19 protein-coding genes are annotated in these 15,723 nt (G+C 31.1%); 11 read left to right on the forward strand and 8 right to left on the reverse strand.

Translation table 11 applies throughout. From position 1 onward, the window contains the following. Nucleotides 1–5 precede the first annotated feature (5 nt). From BS621_RS06230 to BS621_RS06255, 7 genes are all read right to left on the reverse strand, one after another. A complete protein-coding gene (locus BS621_RS06230; RefSeq protein WP_077142198.1) occupies nucleotides 6–1,193 on the reverse strand; it encodes a restriction endonuclease subunit S in 1,188 nt (395 codons plus the stop codon). Then, nucleotides 1,193–2,647 (reverse strand): class I SAM-dependent DNA methyltransferase, encoded by a 1,455-nt coding sequence (locus tag BS621_RS06235; RefSeq protein WP_077142199.1) that lies wholly within the window; start codon nucleotides 2,645–2,647, stop codon nucleotides 1,193–1,195. The genes BS621_RS06230 and BS621_RS06235 overlap by 1 nt, the downstream gene beginning before the upstream one ends. Before the next feature lie 141 nt (nucleotides 2,648–2,788). Further along, entirely contained in the window at nucleotides 2,789–4,375 is a 1,587-nt protein-coding gene (locus BS621_RS06240) for a hypothetical protein (RefSeq protein WP_077142200.1), read from the reverse strand. Nucleotides 4,376–4,898: 523 nt separating this feature from the next. Then, nucleotides 4,899–5,324, reverse strand: a complete 426-nt coding sequence (locus BS621_RS06245) for a hypothetical protein (protein ID WP_077142201.1) — start codon at nucleotides 5,322–5,324, stop codon at nucleotides 4,899–4,901. After that, the gene (locus BS621_RS09455; protein ID WP_198025651.1) at nucleotides 5,321–5,476 is read right to left on the reverse strand and encodes a hypothetical protein; all 156 of its coding nucleotides are present in this window, start codon (nucleotides 5,474–5,476) and stop codon (nucleotides 5,321–5,323) included. The genes BS621_RS06245 and BS621_RS09455 overlap by 4 nt, the downstream gene beginning before the upstream one ends. 229 nt (nucleotides 5,477–5,705) lie before the next feature. Further along, entirely contained in the window at nucleotides 5,706–6,134 is a 429-nt protein-coding gene (locus BS621_RS06250; RefSeq protein ID WP_077142202.1) for a cupin domain-containing protein, read from the reverse strand. Between the two features lie 182 nt (nucleotides 6,135–6,316). After that, nucleotides 6,317–7,036 carry a dienelactone hydrolase family protein gene (locus tag BS621_RS06255; RefSeq protein WP_077142203.1) on the reverse strand — a complete coding sequence of 240 codons (720 nt, stop codon included), beginning with the start codon at nucleotides 7,034–7,036 and terminating at the stop codon, nucleotides 6,317–6,319. 319 nt (nucleotides 7,037–7,355) lie between these two features. Here BS621_RS06255 and BS621_RS06260 point away from each other — a divergent pair, with 319 nt between their 5' ends. Beyond that, complete coding sequence (locus BS621_RS06260) at nucleotides 7,356–7,664, forward strand: hypothetical protein (protein ID WP_025882229.1); 309 nt, start codon at nucleotides 7,356–7,358, stop codon at nucleotides 7,662–7,664. 27 nt (nucleotides 7,665–7,691) lie between these two features. On the opposite strand, the gene BS621_RS09460 is transcribed toward BS621_RS06260, so the two are convergent. Further along, nucleotides 7,692–7,862, reverse strand: coding sequence for a hypothetical protein (locus tag BS621_RS09460; protein WP_198025650.1), 171 nt, complete (start codon nucleotides 7,860–7,862; stop codon nucleotides 7,692–7,694). 297 nt (nucleotides 7,863–8,159) lie between these two features. Between BS621_RS09460 and BS621_RS09465 the strand changes: the two genes are divergently transcribed. The 10 genes from BS621_RS09465 to BS621_RS06300 all read left to right on the forward strand — a co-directional run bounded on the left by BS621_RS09465 (nucleotide 8,160) and on the right by BS621_RS06300 (nucleotide 15,719). Next, nucleotides 8,160–8,330 carry a hypothetical protein gene (locus tag BS621_RS09465; protein WP_198025649.1) on the forward strand — a complete coding sequence of 57 codons (171 nt, stop codon included), beginning with the start codon at nucleotides 8,160–8,162 and terminating at the stop codon, nucleotides 8,328–8,330. Nucleotides 8,331–8,401: 71 nt separating this feature from the next. After that, nucleotides 8,402–8,560 carry a hypothetical protein gene (locus tag BS621_RS09675; protein WP_156860742.1) on the forward strand — a complete coding sequence of 53 codons (159 nt, stop codon included), beginning with the start codon at nucleotides 8,402–8,404 and terminating at the stop codon, nucleotides 8,558–8,560. 782 nt (nucleotides 8,561–9,342) lie between these two features. Continuing rightward, on the forward strand, nucleotides 9,343–10,476 hold the full coding sequence (gene speB, locus BS621_RS06265) for an agmatinase (RefSeq protein ID WP_079337231.1): 1,134 nt from the start codon (nucleotides 9,343–9,345) through the stop codon (nucleotides 10,474–10,476). Nucleotides 10,477–10,482: 6 nt separating this feature from the next. Further along, on the forward strand, nucleotides 10,483–10,839 hold the full coding sequence (locus BS621_RS06270) for a hydrogenase maturation nickel metallochaperone HypA/HybF (protein ID WP_025972507.1): 357 nt from the start codon (nucleotides 10,483–10,485) through the stop codon (nucleotides 10,837–10,839). A gap of 40 nt (nucleotides 10,840–10,879) precedes the next feature. Then, a complete protein-coding gene (gene hypB / locus BS621_RS06275; protein ID WP_077142204.1) occupies nucleotides 10,880–11,563 on the forward strand; it encodes a hydrogenase nickel incorporation protein HypB in 684 nt (227 codons plus the stop codon). A 101-nt stretch (nucleotides 11,564–11,664) separates the two neighbouring features. Beyond that, nucleotides 11,665–12,663 carry an ABC transporter substrate-binding protein gene (locus BS621_RS06280; protein ID WP_077142205.1) on the forward strand — a complete coding sequence of 333 codons (999 nt, stop codon included), beginning with the start codon at nucleotides 11,665–11,667 and terminating at the stop codon, nucleotides 12,661–12,663. A gap of 16 nt (nucleotides 12,664–12,679) precedes the next feature. After that, nucleotides 12,680–13,498 carry an ABC transporter permease gene (locus tag BS621_RS06285; protein WP_083703284.1) on the forward strand — a complete coding sequence of 273 codons (819 nt, stop codon included), beginning with the start codon at nucleotides 12,680–12,682 and terminating at the stop codon, nucleotides 13,496–13,498. Further along, nucleotides 13,499–14,260, forward strand: a complete 762-nt coding sequence (locus BS621_RS06290; protein WP_077142206.1) for an ABC transporter ATP-binding protein — start codon at nucleotides 13,499–13,501, stop codon at nucleotides 14,258–14,260. A 3-nt stretch (nucleotides 14,261–14,263) separates the two neighbouring features. Continuing rightward, on the forward strand, nucleotides 14,264–15,286 hold the full coding sequence (locus BS621_RS06295; RefSeq protein ID WP_077142207.1) for an aromatic ring-hydroxylating oxygenase subunit alpha: 1,023 nt from the start codon (nucleotides 14,264–14,266) through the stop codon (nucleotides 15,284–15,286). 115 nt (nucleotides 15,287–15,401) lie between these two features. After that, a complete protein-coding gene (locus BS621_RS06300) occupies nucleotides 15,402–15,719 on the forward strand; it encodes a hypothetical protein (RefSeq protein ID WP_025940904.1) in 318 nt (105 codons plus the stop codon). Nucleotides 15,720–15,723: the final 4 nt, after the last annotated feature.

Below are 15,723 nucleotides of genomic sequence, written 5' to 3' on the forward strand. Positions count from 1 at the left end.
GAAGATTAAAATCGCATTGCATTTAAGAGTATGGCTTCTTTTAAATTGAAAAACAGGTTTCGTTTTTGTTGGTAAAGCTTAGCTAACTTTAATTCATCTAAAGTTTCTTTCCAGTTGATAAAAATCTCTTGTTCTCGAATTGTTGGTATTGGAATAGCTATATTTTTCAAGATTTTAACTGCAGGTACGTTAGTCTGAGCCGCTCCGCCAGAAATATCCCAGATAAGTTTTTGAAAGAAATCACTCTCCATAATTATCTGTAAATATTCACTTAAAATTAAATCTGATGGAGTAATTTTCAGTAAGGCTTGATTAATTATCCCTCTAGGGGCAGTTGAAGGAACAACAGTTGTCTTCCCTAAAGTTCCAGAACAACTCATCAGTATATCTCCAGGCTTAACTTCGAATCTTCTCATCTCTTCAAATTTATCTTTATTGATAAAATATCTAAAGAGTTCACATTGATTATTTATTGGATGAGCTTGTTCATAAATTGCAAACCCTTTCTCTACGAAAATAGACTTTTTTAAACTTCCTCCAAATGGTCCTCTTACGAGAGAACACACATCTCCAATTTTCTGGTATGAAGAAGAGGGCAAATCTTTAATTTTTGAGTTTAGAGTTAATTTGTTTAAAAGCTGAGCATTTTTAATTTGATCAGAATTTGAAAGAACTAAATTATCAATCTCAGCAAAAGTATCATCAAGTTTTGCTACTATAATTTTTTGTTTTTCAATTGGGGGAAACGAAATTGGAATTTCTTTTAACTTAGCCTTATTTAAGGTCATGCCTTTAACTTTGATATCTCTACCTGCAAGAGCTACCCAATTAATGGAGGAAAGGAAATAAAATAGATATTTGTTTGTAACTAAATTTTCTTCTTTTATTCGCAATGCAGCTATTGCCTCATTAGTTCTTAATTTACATTTAGTTATCGCCAATTTACCTATTGATAGTTTGAAACTCATTATTAATGTTTCTGAAGGTACTGATTTGAAAAGCTTTGCCCCTTCATCACTTATGTATTCTTTACTATCGTCAATAAATAATCCTTTAGAGGATGTCAAATCTGCAATTGATACCCATATGTTTTTTGTGGTTTTACCCTTATCCCAAAATTTTGGATTCCCTCGGGAAGGAGTCTTCCCAATTGAAATATCAACAATTTCTTCAAGCTTTAATGTCTTCCACATCACAATAATTCCTTAATTTTTTGTAGAGCCTTATCTGCTTGCAAGTCAAGTATTTTAATTTCATCGATAATTTCTTGTGGAGATCTATTATCGATTTTTTCTTCAATATTGGGATTCTTTAAAGTTAAGTCCCAAGTCTTTGAATTAATTTTTTCAATATCCACCATCCAGCTATTTTTAGCTTCTTCTTTAGTCTTAAACTTTTTAACAAAATCTATTAAATCATCTTCATTTAAAGGATTAGTTTTACCCATACTTCTGCCAACATCAAGTTGGTAACACCAAATTTGTTCAGTAGGTTTACCTTTCTCGAAGAAAAGTACTACTGTCTTTACACCAGTGCCAATAAAAGATCCCTGTGGTAAATCTAATACAGCAAAAAGATTGCACTCTTCAAGAAGTTGTTTGCGAAGTGCAATGCTTGCATTGTCACCATTACTTAGGAAGGTGTTTTTAATAACTACTCCGCATCTTCCACCAGGCTTCATCATTTTTATAAAGTGCTGCAAAAATAAGTAAGCAGTTTCTGAAGTTTTAATAGGAAAATTTTGTTGTATTTCTGAACGTTCTTTCCCCCCGAAAGGAGGGTTGGCAAGGATTACATCCACCCTTTCTTTTTCCTGAACATCAGCAAGATTCTCAGCCAGAGTATTTTTATGAACAATATTGGGTGCTTCTACTCCATGAAGAATCATATTCATAATTCCAATTACATAAGCTAGACTTTTCTTCTCTTTTCCAAAGAAAGTATTATTTTGTAGTTGCTGAAATTCTGCTGCATTCAATTCCTTACTTGTACTCATCCAATCAAAGGCTTCACATAAAAATCCTGCACTTCCAACAGCACCGTCATAAACTGTCTCACCTATCTGAGGATTTATAACTTTTACTATGCTTTTTATAAGTGGGCGCGGTGTGTAATATTCACCACCATTGCGTCCTGCATTACCCATGTTTTTGATCTTATCTTCATATAAACTGCTCAATTCAAGCTTTTCTTTATTACTAAGGAATTTCAGATCATTAACTTTATTAATTACATCTCTAAGCGAATAACCACTTTGCAATTTATTTCTTAACTCAGAAAATATTTCGCCAATTTTGTAGTCAATACTTCTTGGATTTTCTGCGCTTTGTTTAAATCCAGCGAGATGTGGGAAAAGCTCTTTATTAACAAACTCAAGTAAGTCATTTCCTGTTAATGCAATATCGTAATTAAGTTTCCCATCAAAAGTCTTTGGATAAGCCCACTCTTTCCATCTAAATTCTTTATCAATAATTCTTTCGTAAGTTTCTCCATTTAAAATTGCTGCTGTTTCTTTCTCCTCTTCATAATCATCTAGATATTTGAGAAATAGGATCCAACTAGTTTGCTCTATATAATCAAGTTCACTGCTGCAACCAGCATCTTTCCAAAAGACATCATCTATATTTTTGAAGGCTTCTTCATACATATATCCGTTGAAATCTTAGATGTTTTTAAAGTTTAACCTGAATTCCCTTATTAAATTTATTGTGTGGAAGAGTCCTGAAAAATGCACACATATATATTTTTCTTTAATCACTTGGTGAGAGCAAAATATGAGTGTGAAATCTTATTCATCAAACAAACTAATTGTCTCTGGGTTACCTCTCTTTGATCCAAATTCAATATCAGTTAATTCTTTTGTTCTTCTTCTAATATCTATTCTTTCGTAAGTCTGCATGATTGTGGCTACAGAGTTACCACATATTCGAGCTAATAAATAAGCATCAGTACCTCTCAAGATATGATTCTCGATAAATGTTGAGCGCATTGAATATAAAGTGTATGGTCTTTCGGAAAACTTATGTCCTTTTAACTTCCCAGAAGACATTAAGTAGTCACATATCCATCTCCAATGTTGACCAATTTTTCTTTGGTTTGGTTGCTTCATTTCGTTGTATAACTGAGCAAAAACATAGTCATCTCCTTTGATTGGTTGATCGGTTTGACTCTTTATGAAATCTCTCCATCTCTTGAATACATGACCTAAGTTACAGGGTATCTCTCTGTAGTCTTGGGTCTTTGCTCTCATTGTTGTTATGTATGAGATAAGCCTTTCTTCTCTACCCCACTCAGTCCCTTTTGGTGCCCATTCGGAGGGGGCTTTAAATTCTGGAGCCTCTAACTCTAGATCTATTCCATCGGCTTGGGCTTCTCCCATGATTTGCTCCCATTCTTCTTGAGCTTTGGTGTTTGAAACTCTTCCAACGTCAACAATTTCTACATTCTTCCATTTGAGTTTGCAGATTTCTTCAGGAGACATGCCGCTATTCTTTGCTACTAATATCCAATGCCAAAACATATTTCTAAACCAGATACTCCTTTTAGTAGTTTTTCTGTCTACTACTTTTACCTCTCCTCTAAATTGATTAGATGAGGGTAGCTTTTTGTTCTCATATGCTTCTTTTCTCCATATGTTACGTACATGGTTGATGATTGTGTCCCAATCTTCAGAATTAATTGCAGGGTTAGCATCTCTATCTGATTGTCTAACTTCAATCTTCGGAAGGAACTGCCCATCTAACCAAAGCCGAGCAGGTATGTATTTGTATTTAACTAAGTAGCTTTTGATAAATTCTCCTAGTATTGAAAGTTCTCTTTGAATCAATATCCTTTTGTCAGTATCTTTTAAACGATAAATACAGTAATCATCAAAACTAGTCTCATTTATTTGAGAGGTCATTGTTATTTTCTTCCAGTTTAAATAACCTCTTATTTTCTTCGAACAATTCTTTTTATGTTCATAACTATTTATGGAGAATGCTCCTGCGTCAACTCTTTTAAGTTGTTGTTTTAACCAATCGTCCATAGCTTTTTCAATAGTCATCTTTGGACTATCCTTTTTCTGCTCAGCTCTAAATAATTTTTCTTTATCTCTTTGCAGCTTCTCTTCTCTAGCTATGAGGTTTAACGGATCGATATTTATTGGGTTTCTAGGTTTGTTTGCTAAGTCTTGTGCTAATTCAATAGCTATTTGAGGAGCCATAGCGATTGCCTCCTCTAAAGATTTAGCTTCCAGAATGTGCTTAGTTCTATAGTTCCTAATGCTGTTATCCCATTCTCGATAGACATAATTTCCTACAGAAGTTCCAGATGCAAATCGGACTACAGAACCTCTCCCATTAAGGACAGTTTGTTTCTCTGCAATCTTTGGCACTAGTTAAAAAATATCTAAAAGAAATATACTCTATTTGCTGGTATGTTGCTGGTATGGGGTCTATAAAATGCTTAAAAACCCTGTTATATTAAACTGGTACATGTTTCATTAGCCAGTAATTAATTTCAGTCATATCAATACTTTAGAAGAAAACTACAATGTGTGAATGGTGAATGAACAGAATACTAAAAATGTTCAATTCTAGGTTAATTATCCATCAAATTATCTATTTAGGAAAGTGATGGGTGGTATGGGGTAATTAATTCTTTTAATAAAATTGTTTTTATAACTTATTTGCGTATAAAAATTTCTTGATAAATCAAAAAAACATGAAATAATTCTGTTTTATTGATTTTTATGGCACTAATCCCTTTTTAAATCCACTGACAAAAAAGGTAAAGCTAATAGTAAAAGTATTCTTAGCCTTGCTCTATTGATGTTCTCATTGGTAACTTGGATGTGCTTATTCAGGTAAAAAAATTATGACTAAAAAAGAAGGAAAAGAATTAGCTACGGTAAAGGTTTATCTTAATACTGGAATTATTGCAGGATTAATTGGGGTAGGATTTATTGCTTCAACTTTAGTTTTTGGAGTATTACTTCTGGTTTTAAAATAATTGTTTAAAAAAGATTTAAATTCTTTTTCATTAGCTTTCGAGAAATCATATGAACAGATTGATTTAAAATCAGATTTGAAAATTTCTAAAAATTTATTCTCGTCTTTTATGTAATTATCAGGAATAGATGAGAAGAAATATTCGTATTTTAAGGTTGATTCTTTATCAAGACCTTTAAATAGATTTTGTTCTAAAGAATCACAATATTTTTTGGCTAAATGATTATTGGATATTTTTTTCTCAGTATATATTTCTCCAAATATAGGCAGAGCATTTATAAGATTTATTTTGATGATAAATCCAATTAAAAATGAAATTAGAACAAATTTCACTGATCTTCTTTTGGATTTAGGAAAGGTCTTATTTTATTTTTTAGTTCACTTAGTGGCTTTTCAATAAAATCAGGTTTTTTTAAGACTGCAAGGAAAATCCATCCTGCACTAATAGCAAGAACCATCCCTAGATAGGCAAAACCATAAATCATAAGTGCTTTAGTTAATTTGTTTTTTTATTATGATTGTTTTTTGACTCCTACAGCTGGCTTAATTTTTTCCTCTTCTTTAACCTTTTCCTTAATAATTAATTTATCTTCGGTTCTTCCAAAATCATCTTTGCCTGCAATAAAGAAAATAAGTGCACTAATAAAAAAAGGAGCTAACTGCTCCTCATTTTAGTTTGAATGTAAATCAAAAAAATTGATTTAAGATTAAAATTTATCCTTCAGCGGGAATTAAAATTGGAACATCTTTTGCTCCAATTGCTGCGAACCAAACTATTGCGTTATCAGTTTTTGCATTACCCATTGTATGTTTTGGTGTCTTTGGGCCAACTATAAAAGTATCCCCTGCTGTATAGGTAAGATCTTCCATCCCCTCTCTTTTGACAACAATCGTACCTTGCTCAACATTGCCTAATAATGGAATTGGATGAGAGTGGAGTGGAACTATTCCTCCTTCAGCCAACTCGACTCTTTGTAATCTTATTTCTGCTTTTCCTTTTGGGTATTTAAGAGCATCTCCATCCATAGTTTCAGAACCTACAAAGACTTCTTGTACATCAACGGGAGATTCTGCAGCTATAGAAATACTAGGGTTGATAAGCATTAATGCAACAGCAAATGCTATGAATAAATTTTTCATCATGAATTTGAATTTCTAAAAAATTATTTAGACTCATAGTATTTATTTTTTTCATTTTTGGCAGTAATTGATTTGACTTTTGAAGTTATTTAATCTGAAGCCATTTTTTAAAAGTTTTTTCATGAAGGTATTGAATTTTAATAAATGATTAGTGCAGACACTAATCAAAATTATTCTCAAGAATTTTAATAATTTAATTCTTTCATCAATAAATTCCAACCAATTAATGATGCATCCTTATGGAAAGATTCTCTTTCCTCACACATAAAGCCATGATCAGCCTCTTTAACTTCGACATAAATAAATCTTTCTTCTAACGGATCTATTTTTTTAAATCTTTTTTTAATTTCTAATCTATCTTGTACGGGAATTAAATCATCTGAAGAACCACATATGAAGTTTAATTTTCCAGAAACTTTTTCTAGTAAATCAATAGGTGCAAAATTAGTATCCTTTCTTGGCGCAGTTATCCCTGCTCCATAAAAACAAAATGTACTATCTATTCCTTTTAAAAAAGAAGCTATAACTGCTGCATGACCCCCAAAACAAAATCCAATAATTGAGATTTTCTTTTTTGGATATTTTTCTTTAACCCAATTCATAGCTGCAGAAATATCTTTAATAATATTTTTTGAAGTGGTTAAATTTTTATGATGCCTGCCTAATTTTAAGTCTGCTTCGCTGTATGATAAATCTAATTTTGGAGCTGTTCTACCGTAAAGAGGTAAGGCTAATACAGTTACATTTTGTTTGGCTAATTTTTCAGAAAAACTTCTTATCCAGTGATTAATCCCAAACACCTCTGGTAAAACTATAGATATATATTTACAGTCACTACCTGAATCTACCCACCAAGATCTAAGAGGTAAATCACCACTATAAACTTTTGTCCATTGACCTTTCATTAGTGATTAAATAAAAAGTTTTTGCCAGAAAAAAAGAGGGTTATGTTCCTCTTAGTTTAGCTTGATTGTAAATGTAAAATTTCCTTATTCGTTTTTATAAATTAAATCTTAAATTAAGTAGAGAAACTTATATGGAACTCATTTTTATATAAGTTATATAAATCAAATTAAGTAGTCTTTTTTACCAAATAAGTGTACCTGTTGCTAAATACATATATTTGTCCTCGAAAAGCCTCTAAAAAATACTTTTTCTTGAAATAAAGATTGACAAGACATTCATAAAAAAAACTTTTATAAATCATTAACTTCTTTTATGAATATGTTTTTAACTAACAAGACTCGTTTAAAAATTAAGGATATTGTAAAGAGGATTTCATTAGATGAACCTGTAGCATTGGAAGAAAGAATTTATGTAGAAAAGCTTGCAAAACATAATTCAACTATATGGACATGGCTTAAGAAAGCTAATAGCTTGAGGAGATATGGCAAGCAAAAATCAGATGGAATAAATGGACTCATCCAGAATCTAGGCCTTGATGGCTTAGAAACTGAAAATCATTTTGATCCCAAAAATGATGATCTTGCTGATTGGTTTAGTGGATCTCCTGATTGGGTGAGGAGGAGCTAATTACCCTTACTTTAAAATGGATTCAAATTAATAATGAAAAAAGGGAACATCCTCAACTTGTCTTGGAGCATAATCGCAAATACCGAATTGCATACATTCCATTTGAGCATCAGTTAGTTTTCTCTTAATTGATAACGTATCAAACAAACCACCAAATGCATGTTGAATTTTATTTTTAATTAGATTTCCGTAAGTCATAATTAACCTTCTTTTTAGAAATTATTTAGTATGAGTTATACACAAGAATCAAGAGTTGTAATACCTAAAATATAAACTATAAATTAATCAGTTTTAAATATTTCACTATATTCACAATCAGTATTTTTGCTCTAGGAAATTTCAATAAGCACCTCTATGTTGGACCAACTGATTGAGGGATAATTACATGAGTACGTTCAAAACGAAATACTTTAAAGACACAAAAAAGATCAACAACACTCTTTGGTTGGATAAATTAATTAATCAACTTGAAAAAAAATCAAAGGGAGTTTGATCATGAATACATTTAGAAATAAACAATTCAAAAATGAATTAGATCCAAAGTATGCCTTTTATGATTGTCTTCGTAGTTGCGAAATTAAGAGTAATACTGAAAAGTCTTTAGAAGAATGCGTCGAAAATTGTGAACCTAGATTATTACCAGAGAATCTCGATGGCCAAAAATAGGAATTTAAACTCTATTCAAAAACTATTTTGACCTTATAGAGTTTTTATATAGATTTAAGGAGGGTAATCTTATGACCAACCTCGCAATTGAGCTACTTCTTCTAATTATAATTTTAGTTAATTTTGGAGCGATCCTTACCGCTAAAATTTATTCACAATCACTAAAAGAAATTCAACTTAAAAGAATATTTTGTAGAGAATCTATAAGTAACCCATATTGTGTTTTTTGATAAATTAATTCCAAAATAATAGATCTCAAACTAGAGATCTATTATTAAAAGTTAAAGTCCACAAAAATTAAAAATAAGGTGTATAGGGTACTTCTGTTTTTAATGAATCTCCGTAGTAACTTTCAGCTGACTTTACCAAGATCCAATAAATGAAATTTAGAAATGATTTTTCCATAGGAATATCTATACCCTTTCCTTATTCAAATCAGAATTTAAAATAAAAACATCGTAGAAAATACTTAAATGAAGAGATTTAGATTTTCTTAGTTAATTTGTGTAGGTTAGGTTTGTATGAAATGCTACTAAAGCTTGTCTTATCAACCGATTTGGTAATATTGCTTATTGATTCCTGTAATTTCAAAAGATATATTAAATGGATAATCTAAATATAAGAAATTTATGAGTACTCAAAAAAGTCAAAGCCATAAAAGACAAGAGCAAAATAATACAGAATGGTTAGATGAATTAATCAATAAAATTGAAAATATGAAAAATAAAATATCTAATACTTTTAACTAATTATTTCTTCTATCATTTATTCCGTTATTAAATATTTGAAATACTTTTGTAATTAAGCCGGCTGGTTTTTTTAATAAAGTAATTTATTTTATTTTTGCGAAAAGTTATTTAACAATGTTTAAATGAGAATCTTTTAAAGCAAGTTTATGGTTCATTTTTATTTTTATTGACAATATTGAAATAAGTGTAAAAAGAATTTTAAATTTGTGACTACTGAATCATCTAAAAATCAAGACTTTATAAGGAAGCATCCCAGTGAAGGAATGGATGCTTTAGAAAAAGAATCAAAATTACCTTTGAAAGGATGGGAAACTGAGGTTGCCCGAGCAAAGGAATATGGTTTAGAAGGAGCAAAAAGTATTGTCGATAGAAATATATCTACATTTTCAAGAGGAGAATTACCCCATTTTGCAGGTATCAATACTTTCATGAAAGCTCCATATGTTGAAAATGTAAATGAAGTGGGAAATTATGATGTTGCGATCGTTGGTGTTCCACATGATTCTGGAACTACTTATAGACCAGGGACAAGATTCGGACCTCAAGGAATAAGAAAAATTTCTGCTCTTTATACTCCTTACAATTACGAAATGGGAGTGGATCTGAGAGAGCAGATATCTATATGTGATGTAGGAGATATTTTTACAATTCCAGCTAATAATGAAAAAAGTTTTGATCAAATTTCAAAGGGTGTTGCTCATATTTTTGCTAGCGGTGCATTTCCAATTATTTTAGGTGGAGATCATTCAATAGGTTTTCCTACAGTTAGAGGAGTTTGTCGCCACTTAGGAGATAAAAAAGTAGGGATCATTCATTTTGATAGACATGTAGATACTCAAGAAACAGATTTAGATGAAAGAATGCATACCTGTCCATGGTTTCATGCAACTAATATGAAAAATGCACCTGCAAAAAATCTTGTTCAATTAGGAATTGGAGGTTGGCAAGTACCAAGAGAAGGAGTGAAAATTTGCAGGGAAAGAAGTACAAATGTTTTAACAGTTACTGATATTTGTGAAATGGGATTAAAAGAGGCCGCTGATTTTGCGATTGAAAAAGCTACGGATGGAACTGACTGTGTATATATTTCTTTTGATATTGATTGTATAGATGCTGGATTTGTCCCTGGAACTGGTTGGCCTGAACCTGGGGGTTTATTACCTCGAGAGGCATTAAAACTTTTGGAGTACATTATCAGAAAAGTTAATGTATGTGGAATTGAGCTTGTTGAGGTTTCGCCTCCATATGATGTAAGCGATATGACAGCTTTATTAGCTACTAGAGTTATTTGTGATTCAATTGCACATCTCGTAGTAAGTGGTCAGCTTCCAAGAAAATCTAAACCAGAATGGATTTCAGATAAATGCAATATGTCAGTTGATCAAAAATGGAGATAGATTTTCGTGCATGAAGTAGATATGACAAAATGCCTTATTCTTTCCATGGAAGAGTGGGCAGAGAAAAAAAATAAAAAAAAAATAGTTGTTGAAAAGATTAATCTTAAGATTGGGGAATTTACTTGTGTAGAACCAATATCATTAATTAATACTTTTAATGCTGCAGTATTGGGTTCTTGGTTAGATTCCTCTGAGATTACAATTGAGACAATACCTTTTGAAGGGAAATGCTCTAAATGCAATAGATTATATTTTCCAAAGAAAGAGAATGGATATAAATCGCCATGTTGTAATTTTAATTTAGAGGAAATTATTAGTGGGAGGGAATTAAAAATCGCATCTATTGATTTTAAAGAAAAGTAGAAATTTAGTATCTAGAATAAAGACGTATTTTCAAATATAAATGCATTTACCAATTTCAGACAAAATTGAATTAAATATTCTTCATCAAAATAGTCATCAAGCTGAGAAAAATAAAATCAAGTTTAATAATTATAATTTGCTTTGCTTGAACATCATGAGTAGTCCTGGTGCAGGAAAAACGAGATTACTTGAAATAACTTTAGAAGATCTTTCAAAAAAATTTCACAGTGCTGTTTTAGAGGGTGATATGACCACTAATCTTGATGCGGCAAGATTAGAAAAATTAAATATTCCAGTAGTGCCAATTACAACTGGAAGAGCATGTCATCTCGATGCAAATATGGTTAGTGGAGGTTTGAAATTATTAGAAAAAAAAATAAATCCTGATTTACTAGATATTTTGTTAGTGGAAAATGTAGGAAATTTAGTTTGTCCTGCAGAATTTGAGATTGGAGAACATTTTAAGGTTGCTCTTTTAAGTATTACCGAAGGTGAGGATAAACCTTTAAAATATCCAATAATGTTTAGAGAAGCAGATTTAATTTTGATAACTAAAGTTGATTTGTTACCCCATTTGAATTTTGATATTAACGAATTAAAATCGAACATAGCTTCAACTAACCCTAAGGCAGATGTGATAGAAATTTCTTCGATAACCAAGTTTGGATTCGATTTATGGCAAGATTGGATTAGTAAAAAGATTCTGAAATTTAAAAATAATTAATATTGATTAAGTAAGAGTAATCTCTTAAAAGTATCAGTCATTACAACTTTAGATTTGCTTTTTCTTGAGTATTGATAATACGTAATATTTTTTTTTCAAAAATGTTTAAAAAATTGAGAATTTTCTTTGCCTCTTTGCTGGCTCTAATATTAGCGATTTCATTAAGTACACTATCAAGTCCTGCAGCTCCAAAAGGTGATCCAATCACTTTGGGATACAGTAACTGGGCAGGATGGTGGCCATGGGCTATAGCTGTTGATCAAAAAATGTTTGAAAAAAATGGAGTTAATGTTCAGATGAAATGGTTTGATGGATATGTCCAATCCATGGAAACTTTTGCTGCTGGTAAAATTGATGGAAATTCACAGACTCTTAATGATACTATTTCGTTCTTGCCAGGAGAGAATGGAGGGGAAGTAGTTGTTTTAGTTAATGATAATTCTGCAGGGAATGACCAAATAATTGCAGATAAATCAATTAAAAGTGTTGCTGATTTAAAAGGTAAAACAGTAGCAGTAGAAGAAGGTGTTGTAGATGATTTTTTACTTGTTTTAGCTCTGAATGATGTTGGATTAACTAGGGATGATGTCATTATTAAAGGTCTTCCAACTGATCAGGCTGCAACTGCATTCGCAGCAGGAAAAGTTGATGCAGTTGGTGCATTCCCTCCATTTACAGGAACTGCAATGAAGAGGCCTGGAGCAAGAGTTATTGCTAGTTCAAAAGAATATCCTGGTGCAATCCCTGATTTATTAGCAGTAAGCGGAGATTTGATTTCTGAAAGACCAGATGATGTTCAAAAAATTGTTAAAACATGGTGGGATGTAAGAGAATTCATGGAAAAAAATCCAAGAAAATCTGAAAAGATCATGGCAAAGCGAGCTGGGATCCCAACACGCGAATACAAACAATATAAAGGTGGAACTAGGTTCTTTTCTTTGGAAGAAAATTTAGAAGCTTTTAGTGATGGGTTCGGTATGAAATATATGCCTTATGCAGCGAAACAAATGGCAGACTTTATGGTAAAGGTAGGATTTATTCCTGAAAAACCAGATATGAGTAAATTATTTGACTCTTCGTTCGTTAAAAACATCAGTTAATCAATACAAAATTAAAATGGTTAGTTCGAAATTAATCAAGAGGGATAAATATTTTTTATCCCTCTTTTCATTTGGTAGTGAACCGAAAAAATTAAATAAAATATTTCTTCAAATAGCCTCACTTTTGCTTCCACTTTTAATTTGGACATTAGTTTGTCAATTAAAACTTGTAAGTGAAATGTTTTTACCATCACCTTTAGCGGTCTTTTATTCTCTTTTGGAAATGGCTGAAAGTGGAATATTATTTGAAGATATTTTTGCAAGTACTGGTAGGGTATTTGCTGGTTTTATAATTGCAACAATTTTTTCAATTCCTTTAGGAATTTTAATGGGTTCTTTCCCTTCTTTTTGTGCATTATGTGAACCATTAATTGCGATGCTTAGGTATATGCCTGCCGCTGCTTTTTCTCCTTTACTTATTATTTATTTAGGAATTGAAGAGGCTCCAAAAATTGCATTAATTTTCATTGGTACCGTTTACTTTAATGTTTTGATGGTTATGGATTCAGTAAAATTTGTACCCAAAGAACTCATTGAAACAACGCTTACTTTAGGAGGTAATACAAAAGATTTATTGATCAGAGTTATAGCCAGATATTCATTGCCAAGTATTATAGATACTTTAAGAATTAATATTGCAACTTCATGGAATTTAGTAATCGTTGCCGAGTTAATTGCAGCAGAAGTTGGTTTAGGTAAAAGGATTCAACTGGCTCAAAGATTTTTTCGCACAGATCAAATATTTGCAGAATTAATAGTGCTTGGATTAATAGGATTTGCTTTGGATATGAGTTTTAGATTGCTACTTAGACGTACATGTAAATGGGCTGTTTAAATGAAATTAGATGTTAATAATATTTCAAAATATTTTGGGGAAGGCTCAAATAGAAAAAAGGCAATTGAGGGAATAAGCTTTTCAATAAGTTCTGGCGAATTTAAAACTCTTGTTGGGAGCTCTGGATCAGGTAAAAGTACTATATTGAGGATTATTGCTGGGCTTGAGAGTCCATCTAAAGGGAACGTAAAAGTAGATGGGAAAATAGTTAGTGGACCAGGATTGGATAGAGGAATGGTTTTTCAGAAATATAGTCTTTTCCCTTGGCTCACAGCATCTGAGAATATTGCCTTTGGAATGAATTTAAATTCTTATAAGTTGAAAGAAATAAAATATAGGACATCTTATTTATTAGAAGTAGTAGGTCTTCAGGATTCGGGAAATAAGTATCCAAAAGAATTATCTGGAGGAATGCAACAAAGGGTTGCAATAGCAAGAGCTCTAGCGACTAACCCTAAAATTTTACTTTTAGATGAACCTTTTGGAGCCTTAGATTTACAGATAAGAGAATCTATGCAGAAATTTCTCTATGAATTATGGAAAAAAACTTCATTGACAGTTTTACTTATAACCCATGATATTGAAGAAGCATTAGCTCTCTCTCAGCAAATATGTATTTTGGCCCCTAATCCTGGAAGAATCATAAAAGAAGTTAAGGTAGATCTACAAAAAGGAGATTTAGATAAATTGAAACTTGATTCGGATTTTGCAAAATTAAGATATGAGTTATCTGATTTTTTAAGAGGCCTCCAAAAAAAATAAATAATGTCAACTAGTTTTTTGCCTACTTGGCTTTATAGCGAACAAAAAATTTTTGAACTTGAATTAGAAAACTATTCAAAAAATTATTGGCACCCATTGATTTTTATAGGAGAAATTAAACCTGGCGAAATATTGGAAAAAAAATTCTTTAATCAATCATTATTAATCTCTTGTTCAGAAAAAAACTTAATAACTGTTTTCAAAAATAGATGCCCTCATCGTGGGTCAAAATTGTGTTTGCCAAAAACAAAATTAAATCCTTCTAAAAATATTTTTTGTCCTTACCATGGCTGGACTTTTGATAGTTTTGGCAAACTAAAAACCTTGCCATTAAAGTACAATTTTGAATCAAAAATAGAAACAGAGGATTATTTTTTAGAAAAAGTTAACTCTTTAATAAATGGACCTTTAATTTGGATTAATTTCAGCAACAAACCAATATCTATAGATGATCAAATTGAGCTTGTTGGGAGAAAATGTAATGATCAATGGGATATGAATTACAGTATTTTTTCTGAATTTTCTGATACCTTAAATTGCAATTGGAAAATTGCCCATGACAATACACTGGACGATTATCATGTAGCAATAGCTCATAAAGATACCCTACATAAAGAACAAGGTCCAATTAAAAACTACAGGTATTTCTTCAGTGAATTTTGTAATGTACTTGTTACCCCTCTTAGTAGTGAAGGAAATCTATATACCTTTGGATTACTCCCATGGACCCATCTAATAATCTGGCCTGGTAAAGGGATTGTTTTAATAAATTATCTTCCTAAAAATATTGGTCAGTGTATTATTGAAATTAAATTAGCCTCTGCTTCTTTATGTAAAAATGATTTAGAAAATTGGAAAAAAAGTATATTAGAATTTCTTGGAGAAGATAAAGTTATTGTCGAATCAGTTCATAAGTCTTATCTCGAAAATTTTAAACTTGGTCCGCCTAATAGACTTGAACAAAGGATTTTACACTGGCAAAATATTTATAAAGATTTTCTAAATGCATCAGGCATTTCTTTCTAAAATAATTACTATTTAGTTCACAAATATTATTAATTAAATTTTTAATTTGGTAGGGATTTGACTATATATTTAATATGCTTTATTGATAATGTAGTTAAGTACAAAAAAGTTGATTATGAAAAATTTTATACTAATAATAGTCTCTTTATCTTTCTTATCTTCTTGCAGTAATGACAAAGATTTTTTTCTTACTAAGGGGAACGCTTTGTTAAGTTGCGGAGGTAAATCTCGTATTATCGAAAATGATAAAGAAGAGATAATTAATACTGAAGTTAAGGATTTAAGAGATGGAATTGGTAAATACGTTGAATTTACAGTTGTTGAGACTGATAAAAAAGGAGGCAAATATAGGATTATTAATTGTTTCCCAAGTGAAGAACCACAAGATTCAATAATAAAAACTGTTAAAACAAATTATAAATTAAGTAATTAAAAGT

It is taken from the genome of Prochlorococcus sp. RS04 (genome assembly GCF_001989455.1).
Taxonomy (GTDB): Bacteria; Cyanobacteriota; Cyanobacteriia; order PCC-6307; family Cyanobiaceae; genus Prochlorococcus_A.

Excerpts from the sequence above, each read along its gene's own strand:
- BS621_RS06230 (WP_077142198.1), bottom strand. The coding sequence starts at position 1,193 with ATGTGGAAGACATTAAAGCTTGAAGAAATTGTTGATATTTCAATTGGG.
- BS621_RS06235 (WP_077142199.1), bottom strand. The coding sequence starts at position 2,647 with ATGTATGAAGAAGCCTTCAAAAATATAGATGATGTCTTTTGGAAAGAT.
- BS621_RS09455 (WP_198025651.1), bottom strand. The coding sequence starts at position 5,476 with ATGATTTATGGTTTTGCCTATCTAGGGATGGTTCTTGCTATTAGTGCA.
- BS621_RS06250 (WP_077142202.1), bottom strand. The coding sequence starts at position 6,134 with ATGATGAAAAATTTATTCATAGCATTTGCTGTTGCATTAATGCTTATC.
- BS621_RS06255 (WP_077142203.1), bottom strand. The coding sequence starts at position 7,036 with ATGAAAGGTCAATGGACAAAAGTTTATAGTGGTGATTTACCTCTTAGA.
- BS621_RS06260 (WP_025882229.1), top strand. The coding sequence starts at position 7,356 with ATGTTTTTAACTAACAAGACTCGTTTAAAAATTAAGGATATTGTAAAG.
- BS621_RS09460 (WP_198025650.1), bottom strand. The coding sequence starts at position 7,862 with ATGACTTACGGAAATCTAATTAAAAATAAAATTCAACATGCATTTGGT.
- BS621_RS09465 (WP_198025649.1), top strand. The coding sequence starts at position 8,160 with ATGAATACATTTAGAAATAAACAATTCAAAAATGAATTAGATCCAAAG.
- BS621_RS09675 (WP_156860742.1), top strand. The coding sequence starts at position 8,402 with ATGACCAACCTCGCAATTGAGCTACTTCTTCTAATTATAATTTTAGTT.
- speB (WP_079337231.1), top strand. The coding sequence starts at position 9,343 with ATGGATGCTTTAGAAAAAGAATCAAAATTACCTTTGAAAGGATGGGAA.
- hypB (WP_077142204.1), top strand. The coding sequence starts at position 10,880 with ATGCATTTACCAATTTCAGACAAAATTGAATTAAATATTCTTCATCAA.
- BS621_RS06280 (WP_077142205.1), top strand. The coding sequence starts at position 11,665 with ATGTTTAAAAAATTGAGAATTTTCTTTGCCTCTTTGCTGGCTCTAATA.
- BS621_RS06285 (WP_083703284.1), top strand. The coding sequence starts at position 12,680 with ATGGTTAGTTCGAAATTAATCAAGAGGGATAAATATTTTTTATCCCTC.
- BS621_RS06290 (WP_077142206.1), top strand. The coding sequence starts at position 13,499 with ATGAAATTAGATGTTAATAATATTTCAAAATATTTTGGGGAAGGCTCA.
- BS621_RS06295 (WP_077142207.1), top strand. The coding sequence starts at position 14,264 with ATGTCAACTAGTTTTTTGCCTACTTGGCTTTATAGCGAACAAAAAATT.
- BS621_RS06300 (WP_025940904.1), top strand. The coding sequence starts at position 15,402 with ATGAAAAATTTTATACTAATAATAGTCTCTTTATCTTTCTTATCTTCT.